Origin of the sequence: Bacillus sp. FSL W8-0629 (assembly GCF_038593225.1) — a bacterium.
GTDB lineage: Bacteria > Bacillota > Bacilli > Bacillales > Bacillaceae > Bacillus > Bacillus altitudinis.
On sequence record NZ_CP151975.1, the window covers coordinates 641,021 to 655,542 of the forward strand.

Sequence of the window (14,522 nt, forward strand, 5' to 3'; positions counted from 1 at the left end):
TAGCACAAATGATCAAAAAATAAGAGGAGGAAAGTAATAAAATAAAAGGTAGAGGAGGGAGAAACAATGGATTACTATAAGAGAATACAGCTTTCGATTGAGTTTATTGAGGAGAATCTTCAAAACAATATAAGTATAAAGGATATTTCCTCGAAATCCTGCTTTTCAGCGTTTCATTTTCAGCGACTGTTTCAAGCCATTACAGGATTTTCTGTGCAAGAGTATATCAGAAATAGAAGGCTCTCTGAAGCTGCTAGGTTACTGAAAGAAACAAATCAGAATATTTTACACATAGCGATTGCGTTCCAGTATGGTTCTCAAGAAGCGTTTGCCCGTGCTTTTTTACAATTCTTTGGGGTGACACCAGGCAGGTTTCGAAAAGAGGAAATGGTGTTAAAGAAACAAAACAAAATGGATTTTTTAGCGTATCAATCTAAGTTAGACAGTGAATTCAATATGAATAAACCTGTCATGACTCAATTAAACAAATTTTATATTATTGGTTACGAGTATCAAACGAATCTTCAAAGTGAGGAATATTTCACGGACATTCCTTTGTTTTATATGGATTTTGGAAAAAAGGAGTATTATCAACAGATTCCAAAGAGAAAAGCACCTCATATGGCTTATGGTGTATCTACTTCTTTTCATGATGATGGCCGTTTTTCGTTTGTGGTAGGGGAAGAAGTGGAGGAATCCGATATAGATTTAAATGAAGGGTTTGTAAAAATAGTGATTCCTGAGGGGAGATATGCAGAATTTAAAGTGAGTGGCTCTCATGAAATGGTGCAAAACACTAGAAGGTATATCTATGGTAGCTGGCTTCCAAATTCTAATTATGAAAGAACGAGCGGACCAGATTTTGAAATAACAGATGTCCTACATTCAAATGGTCCGAACGATATCAAAATGAAAATCTATATTCCTATCGAGGAATAAGGGGGATTAAGAGATGAAAATAGAAAGTCTTTTTGGCACTTTTCCTGTAGTTGCGTCAAAGAATCTATTATTAAAAAAGGTGGAAGAACGTCATTTGCCAGAGTTGTTTTCAATTTACGACAATGACACAGTCTTTCAGTATTGTGGGATCATTCCCAAACATAATCTCCAAACGGTAAAAAAAATGATTGGACATTTTGAACGAGATTATACGAAGAAAAGCAGAGTGAAATGGGGAATCTGTCAAAAGGATAATCCTCATACGCTAGTTGGTATCATCGAAATAATGGACATCAATCAAAAAGTGAATGCGGTGACGATTGGCTATTTCTTTGCAGAGGAACATTGGGGAAAAGGCATCGCAACAGAAGCTGTCTCTACACTAGTGAAATTTCTGTTTGAAGAGATTGATATCAATAGAATTCAAGCGGAAGTCATGCCAGCAAATGAGGTATCAAAAAAAGTCCTGTCGAAAAATGGTTTTATCAAAGAAGGACTGCTTAGACAAGCTGTTTTATGGTCTGGCAAAGGAGTTGTTGATGTAGAAATATACAGCATGCTGAAAGTGGATTACATGAGTGAATAAGCTTGATAACATGATGCTGATATAGCGTTTAAGATATCAGCTTTTTATGATCTCATTTTTCTTTTATCGGAACCCTTTTAGAAAATAAAAAAGCGAACACTGAGCTCGCTCATTATGGTTAATTCAATTCGTTGGAAAATCGAATTTGTCTATCTTTTAGTTCATCATAGAATGTGAAGTGTTGTAACTTCAATTCTTCACAGACTTTTTTGATCATCCATTTGCCTCGTTCTTCGATTCTGAGATTTACTTTATGTAGGAACTCACTTAATTCTTGTTCATTTTGAGGTTTTAATTGATTGTAATTTCCTATACCTGCAAAATGACCTTCCCAAAATTCACTCACTGTCCATTCCTCATCATTGTTCACATAAGGTTGAAGGAAATATCGTTCGACGAACTGTTTCCAACAGCCTAATGGTTTAAAAAAGCCAAAGAATGATTGTAATGTCACATCCCAATAATCTTGAGAGAAACTGTATCGACCAGTGTTCATCCAATGAGGTAATACAGTGAAATTTCCAATATAATGAGAAGAAGTAGCGAATTTTTCAAACGCTGCAATATTATCTTTGATCTGTTTAAACTCTTTGAATTTCTCATTAGAAATCAATAAATGACATTGATCTATAAGAGGGTTTTTGGGGTTAATGCCAATTTCATTGTATAAAGCGTTTTTATTTTCTGAGCTTATCACACTGTTTTTATAAGTTGTCCAAAACGAATTCATTGTTTCGCCGCGGAGCAAATCATAATAATCTAAATGGTGTTTTGATTTAAGCTCAGGATCATTCTCTGTACCCCATAGTAATTGATAAATATGAAAAGGTTCTTTATCACAATCAGCTTTACTACGCGGTTTAACTTTAGCTTTGAGTTTACCCATTTTATACTCTAACATGATCTTAATTGATGATGTATCTTTGATCGGCTCTTTGATATAGCTTTGTTTAAAATCCCATTCCCAAGGCTTGATTTCAAGTTCTTCACACTTTTCAAACCAGCCTTCTATCCATGTGTTCCCCTTCATTTCTTTCCTCCTCTTTTCATTATCTATTGAATACTTTTTTCATTCTTAATCTTCTCCACAACACCACCGCAAGAACAAGCAAAATGACACATTGAATCGAAAGCAAAAGCATTTGCATTCCCACAGACGTTTGCCCATTTGTGGTTTGATCCACAATATTATGAACCGCATGCCATAAGATCACCCATTGCAAGCTGTTCGTGAGTGCAACGATTTCAGCTGCAACGAATCCAAATAAAAAGGCGAATAGGATTTGTGCGACGGTTAAGGTGAGGCTTTTTCCGCTTAGTAGATTCGCAGCATGGCCAAGTCCGAATAGTACGGCGGAGCCCCATATGGCAGTGCTCAAGTTAATTTGTTTTAAATATTGAAACAGAATGCCTCGAAAGATTCCTTCTTCAAAAAGACCGACACACACCATGAAGAAACAAAGTGCTAGAAAGGAATAAACGGTTAAATCCTTGTTGAATCCAGCAATAAACGGAATGGCCTCGATGATAAGGATCGGAAATATCCACATCCCAAGAGACCCTTTTCGAAAACCTATTTCTTTCAAGTGAAAACGACTTTTTTGAATAATGAATAGAAGTAAAAGACACCCAGCTAGCATGGTGCAGCCATTGATGAGATAGATGGTCATCGGATCGGTTACTTCTTTGATGGATAAATAGACACCTGCACTTGTTGGAATGATTAAAGAAAAGAGCAGTAGAAGTACTGATTTTCGAATGATTGTGATTGGTTTCATGTGTTGATTCCTCCTCTAACCTCAGAGTAGTGGAATCATGCAGAAGTCACAATGAAATCTTCCTAACATGTCAATATTTAGCCCTAAGATGCACATTAAGATGTTGTTCGTTTCTTTCGTTGCTGTAAAAGTTCGTTGATTTCCTCAGCAGTTGCTTGATCTTTTTTATACAATAGATACTTCATCAAAAAGAATAAAGCCATGACCACAAGGAAATTCACGATAAACGAAAGGGGGCTGATTTCACCGCTGACGATGATGATGGTGGTCATAATCATACACATCACAAGGACGATATATAGAATTTGTTGAAAAAGAATCCGTTTATGGCTGTACGTTTGTTTTGGGTATAGCAAGAAGGTCAGGGCGCTTGAAAAAAAGGAACTGAACATGATGGCTTGTAAAATATAGATGGGCATCGTTCCAAACGTGAAACAGTAAATCAATACGAGTGCAGTAAAGATCATACAAAATGTGATCAAAAGATTTGTGATATAACGTTTCATTCTGTTCACTTCCTCCGTAATCCAAGCTTCTCTTTTAATGCTTGGATATAAAAACGTGAAATCATTACTTTTTCTTTATTTGTAAGGCTTGCTTCAAAACGGCCACTCGTTTTAGGAGAAATAGCGGCAATAGAATCTATATTCAGAATCATCGATTTTGAAATCCTGACATAATCGTGCGCTTCAAGCCGTTTTTCAAGTTCAAATAACTTTTCCTTTAAGAGAAACACTCCATCTGACGTATACAAGAACGATCTTTTATCAACGCTTTCTATATATAAAATGTCGTGATAATAGACCTTTTTCACTCTTTCTTTCGTTGGTTCTTGTGCTAAGAAATAGGGGGCTGACTGCTCCACTTGCTGGACAAGTTTTTCAACCGCCGGATTGAGTTCATAAATGTGAAAAGAAACATACTCTGGTTGCGGCTTTTGGATGAAATGAATATCCGTTTTCATTTGTTTCTCCTCTGTTTAATAGGATTTTTCGTAATCTCTCTTCAAAATTGAATACATATACACATCATCGAATCCCTTCTGACCCAATTCATACTCTCTTAATAAACCCTCTTGTACAAAATGTATCTTCTCCAATAATTGAACAGAAGACGTATTTGCTGGATCAATGATCGCTTCAATCCGATTCAAGTTCATCTCCTGAAATCCATACCGCAACACCGCAGTAATTGCTTCCTTCATGATGCCTTTTCGCCAATGATCTTGGTGTAATTCATAGCCAATTTCCGTACGGCGGTGCTGTTTTTCTAGATTGAGAAAGCCGCAGCTCCCGATGATGGTGGGGTTGTTTTTTAAAGAAATGCCCCACCGGATGCCTGTTTGTTCTTTGAAGATATTGTCATACCACTTGATTTCTCCTTTTGTGTCTTCGATGGTTTCATGTGCATCAATGCCCATGTAGCGGCAGACAGTTTCATTGGATAAATAGATGTGCATATCCTCAGCATCTGTGATCGTTGCTTGTTTTAAGATCAGTCTTTCGGTATGTATCGTTGGAAATGATTGTGGAAATATCAGTTTATGTCTAGTCATATGTATCTCCTATAGTTTATTTTATTTAAATTATACCTGTATTGGTACAATTTGTGGAATGCTCTGATATAATATGAATTTATCATTGGGGTAATCATTTACATTCGAATTTTACTAAAAAAAAGAGGATAAAAGAAATGGGCATTTTTCTGATCATGATTTGTATCATGATGATCACCGTATCTTTAATGATTTATTTATTTAAAAAGGGAGCCTTTCGTTCTAAGGTGTTAGTGATAATAGGTTCTGTTTTAGGTGGAGCCATACTAGTTGTCTGGATAGCAATGTTTTTTAATTTTCACTCTATCACTTTAACAGATGAATCGATAGGTCATTTTAAGATTGGTCAAACATTTAAAGGAGATCATCAGTTTGTTGAGAATTCTCAATTCTCTCATCAAAAACAGACGGTCTACATGGAAAAAGAAAATGAAGATTTTGTCGTATCAGTTGATCAACATCATCGAGTAACATCTATTTACAATCAGTCAACTCAAAAAAGTTTTCAAACATCTAAGGGTGTTACAATTGGGGCAGATTATTCATCTGTGATACAAATGTATGGAAATCAATTCAAGCAGCTTTGGTTTGTCGAAGGGTATAGCAAAGGTATACAATACCAAGATCAATCAAATGGCATCATTTTGGAGTTCTTTTTCAATGAAGAGACACTAGCACTCATTGAACTTCGCAGTAAGCGGGAGTGAAATAGTAAAAAGTAAAAACGAGCATTCTATTGAAGTGCTCGTCTTTATGTTGTTTTTTCATAACATGCCTTACAATAAAAAACTCCTTCATTTCTTAGCCAAGCCTTTACTTCTGTCATTCCTCGTCTCTTTGGATAGACCAGCTTAACGTACACTTCTTCGTTTCCTTCTATTTTTTTCTGACAGCTAGCACACGTGGGTTCTTCGAATCGAAACAATCGACATACTCCTTTTTGTAGATATTTCTTCAATTATATCAAATATCCAACTTGTTCTTTCGACTCCATTCTTCACTTTCTCTATTTTTATCCGACATATGTTGAGTAAAAGAAATTTTTGTTTGTTGAAACCGTTTGAGAGAAACCTTGCTCTAACAGGTGTAGGAGGTGTGGATGAGATGAAGCAAGTGCGTCTAATTAAAAAAGCACAAAAAGGGAATGTCCCAGCATTTGAGACATTAATGCTGATGTATCAAGAGCGTTTATATAAAACGGCTTTTCTCTATACAAGAAATAAAGAGGATTCGTTAGATGCTGTTCAGGAGACGGTCATTAAAGCATTTAAGCATCTATCGGGCTTAAAAGAACCGGCTTATTTTTCTACATGGCTGACTAGGATTTTGATTCATACAATTTTTGCGATGAAGAAAAAACAGCAAGATGTTGTTCCGTTTGAACAGCATCATGAGAGCGTTGAGCGGCATGATTTTTTGGAAGACAAGCTGGATTTAAAAAATGCACTAGATGTATTAGATGAGCAATATCAGCTCGTGATTCAGCTATTTTATTTTCAAGATTATTCGATTTCAATGATTTCTGAACAGATGGGTGTGCCCGAAGGAACTGTCAAAACTCATTTGTATCGAGCAAGAAAGTTATTAAAGCAAACATTGGAGAAGGAGGAGAGTGTCGATGGAACGAAAAGAAATGAAAAAGCTCTATGATGAGATTGATGTACCAAAGGTTGAATTGACCTCTGCGGTTCGCCAAGCAATAGGAGATGTGAAAGCGGAAAAGAAAAGAAATTGGTTTAAATGGAATTGGAGAACGCCAATCTATTCAGTTATCGCCCTGGTTGTCCTTTACTTTTCATCAGGCTTCATTTTTCCTTCTCTTAATACAGCGATGGCTCGAGTGCCGTTTGTTGGACAGTTATATATGATGTTTCACGATAAAGTAGGAATGTCTCTTTTTCAGAGTGAGTTGGTGAAGCATGTCAATGAGGGGGCTGAATCAAGAGGGGTTACTGTGAAAGTGAACAGTGTGTATTATGATGCCGGGCGGCTTGTTTATACGTTTACTGTGGAGAACTTGAATACAAAGGAAGATTCTGTACCATTCATAGTCAACAACTTCGATCATAAAAATGACACTTTCCAACCGAGTTACGACAATCAAGGATTGAAAAAAATGAAAGATGGCCGCTATGTTGGGCAGACAGAAGTCTATACAAATGGACAGACGATCAAACAAGGTCAGCAAGTGCCACTTGTCATTTCGAAGATTGGGGATATTGTAGGGAATTGGCGCTTCAAATTACCTGTTGTCAAGCAAAAAACCACCTTATTAGTGGGGCAAAAAGACGTGTCTATTTTAAACGGCCGTTATCAAATAAGAAATGTAAAGGTAGAAAATGGAGTGAATGGCTCTGCTATTCAATATGCCATTGATTACAATGGTTTTGCCAAAGATGATAGAGTTAGTATTGATAGAATGAAGGATAATTTAGGTAATGAGTATGAGCTTGAGATTGGAACCGTTTTAAGAAAAAAACAACTGACTTCTGACAAAACTAGAAAAGATCATTTGACAATTTTGAATCAGCCGATCAATCCAAAGGCGACTGAATTGACATTTTACACAGATGTGAGATACGAACGAGAATACAGCCACATCATTCCTCTCAAGACAAAGCTGCCTGTTCAGTTCAAAACAAAACACCATGGCATCGGAATCAAAATCATTAAGATAGAGCAAAAAGACCGTTCTGTGAATGTTGATTATCAATTTACTGGAGTAGATCAAAAAGAATTAGATCAGGATGTGATGGAGAATATAGGTGAATTCATTGGATTAGGCGATGTTGAAAAGATGAAATCATGGCCCGATCCACAAGCAGACTATGAAAGCGGATATTACTTGAAGGGGAACCATGCGAAGGTGACGAATTTAAAGACAGCTTCCATGCAATCCACCTTTGAATTTGATGATAAGAATTTAGAGACTTTATCATTAAACCATTTTTCTTTTAAAGAATATGGGCTTTATCTTGATTTGACTGAACTGAACATGTTGGCACCACAGAAGGCGATAACGGTAACCATTCCAGTCAAAAAAGAAACATCAAAAGCTAATCGATAAATCAGAAAGCGAACATAATTACACATGTTCGCTTTTTATCTGTTGATGCGCCAGTCGATGACGATTGAACGAGTACCGAATCAACATCAATGCAACAAAACTAGCTATCCCACCAATCCAACTTAAATTCGTTACATTTGTATATTGAATAATCAGACCACCCATTGATGAGCCAAGCATCATGCCGATATTCATAATTGCTGTATTAAAGCTCAGCACAGTTTCCGATGTTTCGGGTTTTAGGGAGATGAGATAAAATTGCTTCGCTGGTGTTGTCGTCCATGTGGCGGTGCCCCAAATGGCGAGCGTGATGAAGACGCCAACTACAGAAAATTGTGTAAAAGATAATGCAAAGAGCATGAGCATCTGAACCGTGATGCTGATTGAAATGGTTCGGTTTGGTCCCCATTGATCGACAGCGTATCCGCCAAAGCGTGATCCGATAAAAGCAGAAATCCCTAAGACGAGCAAGGCAATGCTTGTCATTTCGAGCGTAAATCCGGATGTCTGTCGCAATAATGGCGAAATGTAGGCAAATACCATTGTGTAACCTAAAATCCAAAAGGCTGTCGTGGCTAATCCGCTTAACACCCTACGGTCTTGAAGAATTTGCATTTGCTGCTTAAATGGCACATGGGAATGTCCCTCCATAGGCGGTAATAATCGATACAGAAGAAACAAGAGACAAGCGGTTCCTATTGCAATGATGAGAAAAATGGCATGCCAATCTACATATCCTGCTAAAAATGTTCCAATCGGTACACCGAGTACTAGTGAAACTGTAAATCCAGTGATCACCGTGGCCATCGCACTCCCCTTTTTTTCTGGCGGGGCGAGCTGCGCTGCATAATTTGTTGCGAGTACAATATATAAGCCGCCACTCATGGCCATGATGACCCGTGAGAGCATGAGCAGCATAAAGTGATGGCTAAAAAAAGCAAGCACATTCCCTGCTATAAACATGGAAATCGCCGATAAAAGAACCTTTTTTCGATTCAATTTCGATGTGGCCATGACTAAAAAGAGGGCACCCACGGCATAAAAAAGAGAATAGATGGTGATGAGCTGTCCCGCAACCGGGATGGAGATGTGCAGATCGTCAGAAATGATGTCCAGTATGCCTGATACGACGAATTCTGAAGTGCCTGTGACGAAAGAACCGACGGCTAAAAGAAATATGAGCAATGGATAAGATGTACTTTTCATTTTGAACCCTTCCTTTATGTTGAAACGTTGTATTCATTTTAAATTCCGTGCTAACATAAGTAAAATTGATGTTTTTCATGAAAGGGATGAGTGATTACTCATGAGCTTTGTTCGTTTCGAAACGATGGCTAAGGTGGTCGAGCTAGGCAGTTTTACCGCTGCAGCTGAAGCATTAAATATGACACAGTCTGCCGTGAGTCATGCGGTGGCAAGTTTAGAGACGGAGTGGGGCGTGTCTTTATTCGTGCGTGACCGAAAAAAGGGCATTACGCTGACAGACATCGGTGAAACCCTTCTTCCGCATATAAGAGAAGTGTTAAATCGAGTAGAGAAAATTCAGCAGGAAATTGCGCTCACCAAAAATATTGAATCTGGCTTGATTCGGATTGGAACATTTGCCAGTGCATCCGCTTGTTTGTTGCCAAAACTGCTTGTGAGCTATCAGAAAAAGCATCCAAAGATTGAATTTAAATTTTATGAGGGGACATATGAAGAAATATTGGAGTGGCTCGATTCTGGCATTATTGATGTTGGGTTTGTTGTAAAAGGTAAAGCGGATGAAGCGTTTCATCTATTGCCACTTATGAAAGATAAAATGGTGGTCGCCTATCACGAAAATCATCGTTTTAAGCAGCAGCCAATTGTAGACATGGAAGAATTAGCAGATGAACCATTTATTATGCCAACTGGCATGTATCAATCCCATGTAGAGGATATTTTTTCAGAGGCGCAAATCAAGCCGTCTATTTTATTTGAAGTGCATGATTGTACGACCATTGCCCGCATGGTTGGGGAAGGACTTGGTGTGACGATAGGTCCTGAGTTATTCCTAAAAACGCAGCAACTTGTGCAGATCAGTCATCTGAATGTATCGCATCATCGTGAGGTGGCGCTTGCCTGTCCATCGGTCACGCAAGCTTCTCCTGCTGTGAAGGCATTTTTCGATGTAGCAGAAACGGTTTTTGCCAGAATTCAGTGATGGGTGTATAAAGAACTAGATGTGATTTTCCAAATTCGTGTAATAAGACGAATGAAGCGGACATTTCTTTGAAAAATGTTCGCTTTTTGTATTGTGTTTTAAAAATGAAGTTGGTACAATAGACACAGAAATCAAATAGATAGAAGTCGTATAATCGCGGGGATATGGCCCGCAAGTTTCTACCAAGCTACCGTAAATGGCTTGACTACGTCAATTCACACTCGTTTGATATAAATCATGCATTGTTCTTGTTTGATGTCACGGTCTGAATTCACATTGTAGTCAAGCGTCCCAAAAACTGTTGGGGCGTTTTTTATTTGACTTGTGAATGGGACAGACTAAAGCAAAAGGACATGAAGGGAGTCAGTTGGCTTTGAAACAGTTTTTTCAGTTTGATGAGTTAGGTACGAATTATCGCAGAGAGATCATCGGCGGTTTAACGACATTTTTGTCGATGGCTTACATCTTGTTTGTTAATCCGATCACACTTGCTTTAGTAGCAGTACCGGATTTTCCAGATAAATTACGAATTGATCAGGGGGCTGTCTTTACAGCTACGGCGTTAGCTTCTGCGGCAGGTTGTTTCCTGATGGGATTGATCGCCAGGTACCCGATTGCGATTGCACCAGGTATGGGTCTGAATGCGTTCTTCGCTTTCTCAGTGGTTCTTGGTATGGGGATTTCATGGCAGGCAGCACTTTCCGGTGTGTTTGTTTCAGGATTGATTTTCGTTGCTCTTTCTTTAACAGGTTTTCGTGAAAAAATCATCAATGCCATTCCAAGTGAGCTGAAGCTGGCTGTTGGTGCAGGGATTGGTTTGTTCATTACATTTGTGGGTCTTCAAGGCTCCGGTATTATTGCCAATAACGATAATACGCTCGTTTCGATTGGAAACATTCATAGTGGTCCTGTATTGTTGACGGTATTTGGAATCGTTGTGACTGTCATTTTAATGGTTCTTCGAGTGAATGCAGGTGTCTTCATTGGGATGCTTGTGACAGCTATTGCTGGGATGATCCTTGGTCTTGTGCCAGTTCCATCTCAAATTGTAGATAGCATTCCAAGCTTGTCTCCAACTTTTGGTCAAGCCTTGATTCACTTGCCAGACATCTTCTCCATTCAAATGCTTGTGGTTATTTTAACGTTCCTATTCGTTGGGTTCTTTGATACAGCTGGTACACTTGTGGCTGTGGCAACGCAGGCTGGTTTAATGAAAAATAATGAGCTGCCGCGTGCAGGGAAAGCGCTTCTGGCGGATTCTTCTTCTATCGTCGTCGGTTCTGTTCTTGGTACATCAACGACGACGTCTTATGTTGAATCTAGTTCAGGTGTTGCTGCGGGTGCCCGCTCTGGTTTTGCAGCTGTCGTGACAGGTATTTTCTTCTTACTTGCGATGTTCTTCTCGCCGCTTTTATCTGTCGTGACACCGAATGTAACGGCACCTGCTTTAATCATTGTCGGTGCACTGATGGTTGCACCTCTTGCGAAGATCGCATGGGATCGTTTTGAAATTGCGGTACCGGCCTTCTTAACGATGATTATGATGCCACTCACATATAGTATTGCAACAGGGATTGCAATTGGGTTCATTTTCTACCCGATCACCATGATCTTTAAAGGAAAAGCAAAAGAAGTGCATCCAATTATGTACGGACTGTTTGTCATCTTTATTCTATATTTTGCTTTCTTAAATCATTAATGATTTGTCTGAAACAGCAGCTCATGGAGGCTGCTGTTTTTTGTAGGGGAATTTTAAAAACATAGTTGACTTATAGGAATTATATGTTTATGATAAAAAGACATAATTCGCTGATTGGATCACCAAAGGCGCTTTGATTTCCTTTTTTCTATAGAAGGGTTCAGAGTGCCTTTTTTCTTGCATTCATTATAACGGGAGGGGATGACTTGTCACGCTGGCTTAGGCAGGTGATTGAGCGGAAAAAGCAGGTATTGATTGAGCAGCTCCTTTTATGGGGGCATGAAGAAAAACATGAAGCGCTCATGCATTATACGATTCATGAGCTGGAAAATGAGGTTCTCTATTTAAAAGAGCGAAAGCAAAATTAGTGGGATGGGGGATGAGCGATGGATGAACAAAAGCTGAATTTTATTTTATCTGCCTTAAAAGGGATTGAATACGGGTCGGTGGTGATCACCATTCATAATGGACAAATTACACAAGTCGATACGACAGAAAAGACTCGTTTCCCAGCACACCAGGAGAATCTTCGGATTCAGAAAGCAAAGCAGGGGCGCTATCGTTCATGAAAAGTAATGAAAGATGATGAAAAGCTGATCCACTCATCAGCTTTTTTGTTTTGTCTTATTTTCTCTCCATTTAAAACCTCTTCATTCTTTTATCCGTCTATTCGTATGAACGTCAAGGAATCTTGACTGAATAGAGAGACTCCGCTACTTTAATAGGAGTCATTCGGACAGGTCACCTGAGCCTGTGCGGATTGTCTGAGATAGGAGTTGATATGGGATGTTAGAGAAAGATCAAGAGCAGGTCACATCTGAAACGAAAAACGAAAACGAAGAGCCATCAATAGATCAAGAAACGAGGCAGTCCCGCCTCAGCCGCAGTGCTGCAAAACGAGGAAGAACGGCTAAGCCAGCTGATGAAGAGCGTTCAGCCATTCAGCGCATTGCAAGAAGTGTAGGAGGTGCGTTTAAGCGCTATGGCTCATATGGGCTCGCGATGTTAAAATCACCGAGCCGTGCGATCCATCAAGCGGACACTTTACGCATGAAGTACGCCTGGATTTCAATTGTGTTATTCAGTGTGTTTTTTGCTTTAGGCAACTACGTTCAATTAAAGGCGTCAAAGACCCGTTTATTAGGTTTTGGTATTCATTATTCTTTTGGTGACGCCTTTTTGAAGGTAGCGGTCTTTACACTCATTTTGTTGACACTGATGATGCTGACGGTTTGGGTGCTCGGTAAGTACATGCTGAAAGGGAACATATCGCTGAAAGAAGTGATCATGAAGTTCGGTGCCGTGCTTGTGCCGGTTTTGGTTTTATCTATCCTTTGGCTTGTATTTGCCATGCTGAATATTCCATATGTAACGGTGATTTTATCCGTCATGATGTTTTTTGGTCTTCAGCTGATTGCCATTGTGCTCTTCCGCTCCATTCAATCCGAGCAAGAAGCTGTGCGGGGAGACTTGATGTATGCCGGCTGGGTCTTTTTGTTGATTGAGCTCGTCATCATTGCCCTTTTATGGGGCATTGTCGGAGAGTATTTGATCCCATCACTTGTTCCAGTTCGGTTTGGATAGAATACGTTTCAGCGTGTACTCGGTCTTTTTAAAATTCAAAGGTTTTCTATCACGCTGAAAAGAAGACAAAGGGTTAAAATAAAGTTCATTTTAGCCCTTTATCAACCATCTAAAGCCTCCTTTTGAAAAAGGAGGTTTTTCATGTTGAGAAGAGGAAAAAACGGGTAAACTCTTGGTAACAAAGACCACCCCTTGTTGTCGAAAGATATATGTGTTTTTCTCGCGCAAATTTGATTGTATCAAGGTTTGTTCTCTAGTAGAATATGGGGTGCTTTATTTGATTTTTAGTGCAGGGGGTTCGAATCGTGCTTCAACAACTTTTATCCAATGCGTTCACCATGGTTTTGATTATTTTAGTGATTAACATTGTTTATGTTTCTTTTTCCACTATGCGTTTAATTTTAACAATGAAAGGCAGAAGGTATGCAGCCGCTTTTGCTGGTACTGTCGAGATGCTGATTTATGTCATTGGTTTGAGTATCGTATTAGATAACTTAGATCAAGTACAAAATGTCATTGCGTATGCGCTAGGTTATGGAATTGGAATCATTGTCGGGATGAAAATTGAAGAGAAGCTGGCACTTGGCTACATTACTGTGAACGTGATTACAAAAGAAATCGATCTAGATCTCCCAAAACAATTGAGAGAAAAAGGATATGGCGTCACCAACTGGGTAGTAGGAGGTCTTGAAGGAGACCGGTCAGCGATGCAAATTTTAACACCGAGAAAATATGAACTGCAATTATATGAAACGATTAAAACGCTTGATTCAAAGGCGTTTATCATTTCGTATGAGCCCAAAACGATTCATGGCGGCTTCTGGGTGAAGGCTGTGAAGAAAAGGAGAATTAAAGAATGACCGCAAAACCAAAGAAAAAGAAATTCTACGTGGAAGACAACATGACGATTGAACAAGTGTTGTCCCAGATGGCAGAGGAAGGCTACTCACCTGTCCGACGAATGGAGGAGCCCATCTTTCAGGAAAAGAAGGAAAATGGGTCGATTCAGATCATTCCGATTGGGAAAAAAATCGTATTTGAGGGAAAAATACTCTAAATCCGAACATTAAAACGACGACTTCATAGATTGTTCGATAAATCCGTTGACATCATGAACATCCGTTGTTAA

Annotated in this window: 19 protein-coding genes and 1 riboswitch; of the genes, 12 read left to right on the top strand and 7 right to left on the bottom strand. The window is 38.9% G+C overall.

Translation table 11 applies throughout. The features are described from left to right. Positions 1-66 precede the first annotated feature (66 nt). Positions 67-939, top strand: a complete 873-nt coding sequence (locus NSQ17_RS03230) for an AraC family transcriptional regulator (RefSeq protein ID WP_256689055.1) — start codon at positions 67-69, stop codon at positions 937-939. A 13-nt stretch (positions 940-952) separates the two neighbouring features. After that, the gene (locus NSQ17_RS03235) at positions 953-1,525 is read left to right on the top strand and encodes a GNAT family protein (RefSeq protein WP_160758074.1); all 573 of its coding nucleotides are present in this window, start codon (positions 953-955) and stop codon (positions 1,523-1,525) included. Positions 1,526-1,643: 118 nt separating this feature from the next. On the opposite strand, the gene NSQ17_RS03240 is transcribed toward NSQ17_RS03235, so the two are convergent. The 5 genes from NSQ17_RS03240 to NSQ17_RS03260 all read right to left on the bottom strand — a co-directional run bounded on the left by NSQ17_RS03240 (position 1,644) and on the right by NSQ17_RS03260 (position 4,858). Continuing rightward, a complete protein-coding gene (locus NSQ17_RS03240) occupies positions 1,644-2,555 on the bottom strand; it encodes a hypothetical protein (protein WP_256689057.1) in 912 nt (303 codons plus the stop codon). Positions 2,556-2,574: 19 nt separating this feature from the next. Then, entirely contained in the window at positions 2,575-3,303 is a 729-nt protein-coding gene (locus NSQ17_RS03245; protein WP_342467847.1) for a CPBP family intramembrane glutamic endopeptidase, read from the bottom strand. A gap of 95 nt (positions 3,304-3,398) precedes the next feature. Further along, complete coding sequence (locus NSQ17_RS03250) at positions 3,399-3,809, bottom strand: hypothetical protein (RefSeq protein WP_017359835.1); 411 nt, start codon at positions 3,807-3,809, stop codon at positions 3,399-3,401. A gap of 5 nt (positions 3,810-3,814) precedes the next feature. After that, positions 3,815-4,267: a LytTR family DNA-binding domain-containing protein gene (locus tag NSQ17_RS03255; protein WP_017359834.1), complete on the bottom strand. Its 453-nt coding sequence runs from the start codon at positions 4,265-4,267 to the stop codon at positions 3,815-3,817. A 15-nt stretch (positions 4,268-4,282) separates the two neighbouring features. Beyond that, positions 4,283-4,858 (bottom strand): GNAT family protein, encoded by a 576-nt coding sequence (locus NSQ17_RS03260; protein ID WP_017359833.1) that lies wholly within the window; start codon positions 4,856-4,858, stop codon positions 4,283-4,285. A 137-nt stretch (positions 4,859-4,995) separates the two neighbouring features. On the opposite strand from NSQ17_RS03260, the gene NSQ17_RS03265 reads away from it, so the two are divergent. After that, the gene (locus tag NSQ17_RS03265) at positions 4,996-5,565 is read left to right on the top strand and encodes a hypothetical protein (RefSeq protein WP_072367847.1); all 570 of its coding nucleotides are present in this window, start codon (positions 4,996-4,998) and stop codon (positions 5,563-5,565) included. A gap of 44 nt (positions 5,566-5,609) precedes the next feature. Here the strand turns inward: NSQ17_RS03265 and NSQ17_RS03270 are convergent, their stop codons facing one another. Then, complete coding sequence (locus NSQ17_RS03270) at positions 5,610-5,783, bottom strand: Fe3+ hydroxamate ABC transporter substrate-binding protein (protein WP_072367848.1); 174 nt, start codon at positions 5,781-5,783, stop codon at positions 5,610-5,612. A 179-nt stretch (positions 5,784-5,962) separates the two neighbouring features. Here NSQ17_RS03270 and NSQ17_RS03275 point away from each other — a divergent pair, with 179 nt between their 5' ends. Continuing rightward, on the top strand, positions 5,963-6,508 hold the full coding sequence (locus tag NSQ17_RS03275) for a sigma-70 family RNA polymerase sigma factor (protein ID WP_041093219.1): 546 nt from the start codon (positions 5,963-5,965) through the stop codon (positions 6,506-6,508). After that, positions 6,477-7,925, top strand: a complete 1,449-nt coding sequence (locus NSQ17_RS03280; protein ID WP_342467848.1) for a DUF4179 domain-containing protein — start codon at positions 6,477-6,479, stop codon at positions 7,923-7,925. The genes NSQ17_RS03275 and NSQ17_RS03280 overlap by 32 nt, the downstream gene beginning before the upstream one ends. Before the next feature lie 18 nt (positions 7,926-7,943). Here NSQ17_RS03280 and NSQ17_RS03285 read toward each other — a convergent pair whose 3' ends face one another. After that, positions 7,944-9,131, bottom strand: a complete 1,188-nt coding sequence (locus NSQ17_RS03285) for an MFS transporter (protein ID WP_327872517.1) — start codon at positions 9,129-9,131, stop codon at positions 7,944-7,946. Between the two features lie 100 nt (positions 9,132-9,231). On the opposite strand from NSQ17_RS03285, the gene NSQ17_RS03290 reads away from it, so the two are divergent. The 7 genes from NSQ17_RS03290 to NSQ17_RS03320 all read left to right on the top strand — a co-directional run bounded on the left by NSQ17_RS03290 (position 9,232) and on the right by NSQ17_RS03320 (position 14,450). Beyond that, positions 9,232-10,110 (top strand): LysR family transcriptional regulator, encoded by an 879-nt coding sequence (locus tag NSQ17_RS03290; RefSeq protein ID WP_047946432.1) that lies wholly within the window; start codon positions 9,232-9,234, stop codon positions 10,108-10,110. Between the two features lie 126 nt (positions 10,111-10,236). Then, a riboswitch (purine riboswitch) is annotated at positions 10,237-10,338 on the top strand. A 145-nt stretch (positions 10,339-10,483) separates the two neighbouring features. After that, complete coding sequence (locus NSQ17_RS03295) at positions 10,484-11,809, top strand: NCS2 family permease (protein WP_035703624.1); 1,326 nt, start codon at positions 10,484-10,486, stop codon at positions 11,807-11,809. A gap of 206 nt (positions 11,810-12,015) precedes the next feature. Next, positions 12,016-12,177, top strand: coding sequence for a hypothetical protein (locus NSQ17_RS03300; RefSeq protein WP_008344307.1), 162 nt, complete (start codon positions 12,016-12,018; stop codon positions 12,175-12,177). Between the two features lie 18 nt (positions 12,178-12,195). Beyond that, a complete protein-coding gene (locus NSQ17_RS03305) occupies positions 12,196-12,378 on the top strand; it encodes a YezD family protein (protein WP_008344304.1) in 183 nt (60 codons plus the stop codon). A gap of 217 nt (positions 12,379-12,595) precedes the next feature. Then, on the top strand, positions 12,596-13,393 hold the full coding sequence (locus tag NSQ17_RS03310) for a hypothetical protein (RefSeq protein WP_024719394.1): 798 nt from the start codon (positions 12,596-12,598) through the stop codon (positions 13,391-13,393). Positions 13,394-13,698: 305 nt separating this feature from the next. Beyond that, positions 13,699-14,253, top strand: a complete 555-nt coding sequence (locus tag NSQ17_RS03315; protein ID WP_008344300.1) for a DUF5698 domain-containing protein — start codon at positions 13,699-13,701, stop codon at positions 14,251-14,253. Beyond that, complete coding sequence (locus tag NSQ17_RS03320) at positions 14,250-14,450, top strand: NETI motif-containing protein (RefSeq protein WP_017359825.1); 201 nt, start codon at positions 14,250-14,252, stop codon at positions 14,448-14,450. The genes NSQ17_RS03315 and NSQ17_RS03320 overlap by 4 nt, the downstream gene beginning before the upstream one ends. Positions 14,451-14,522 lie beyond the last annotated feature (72 nt).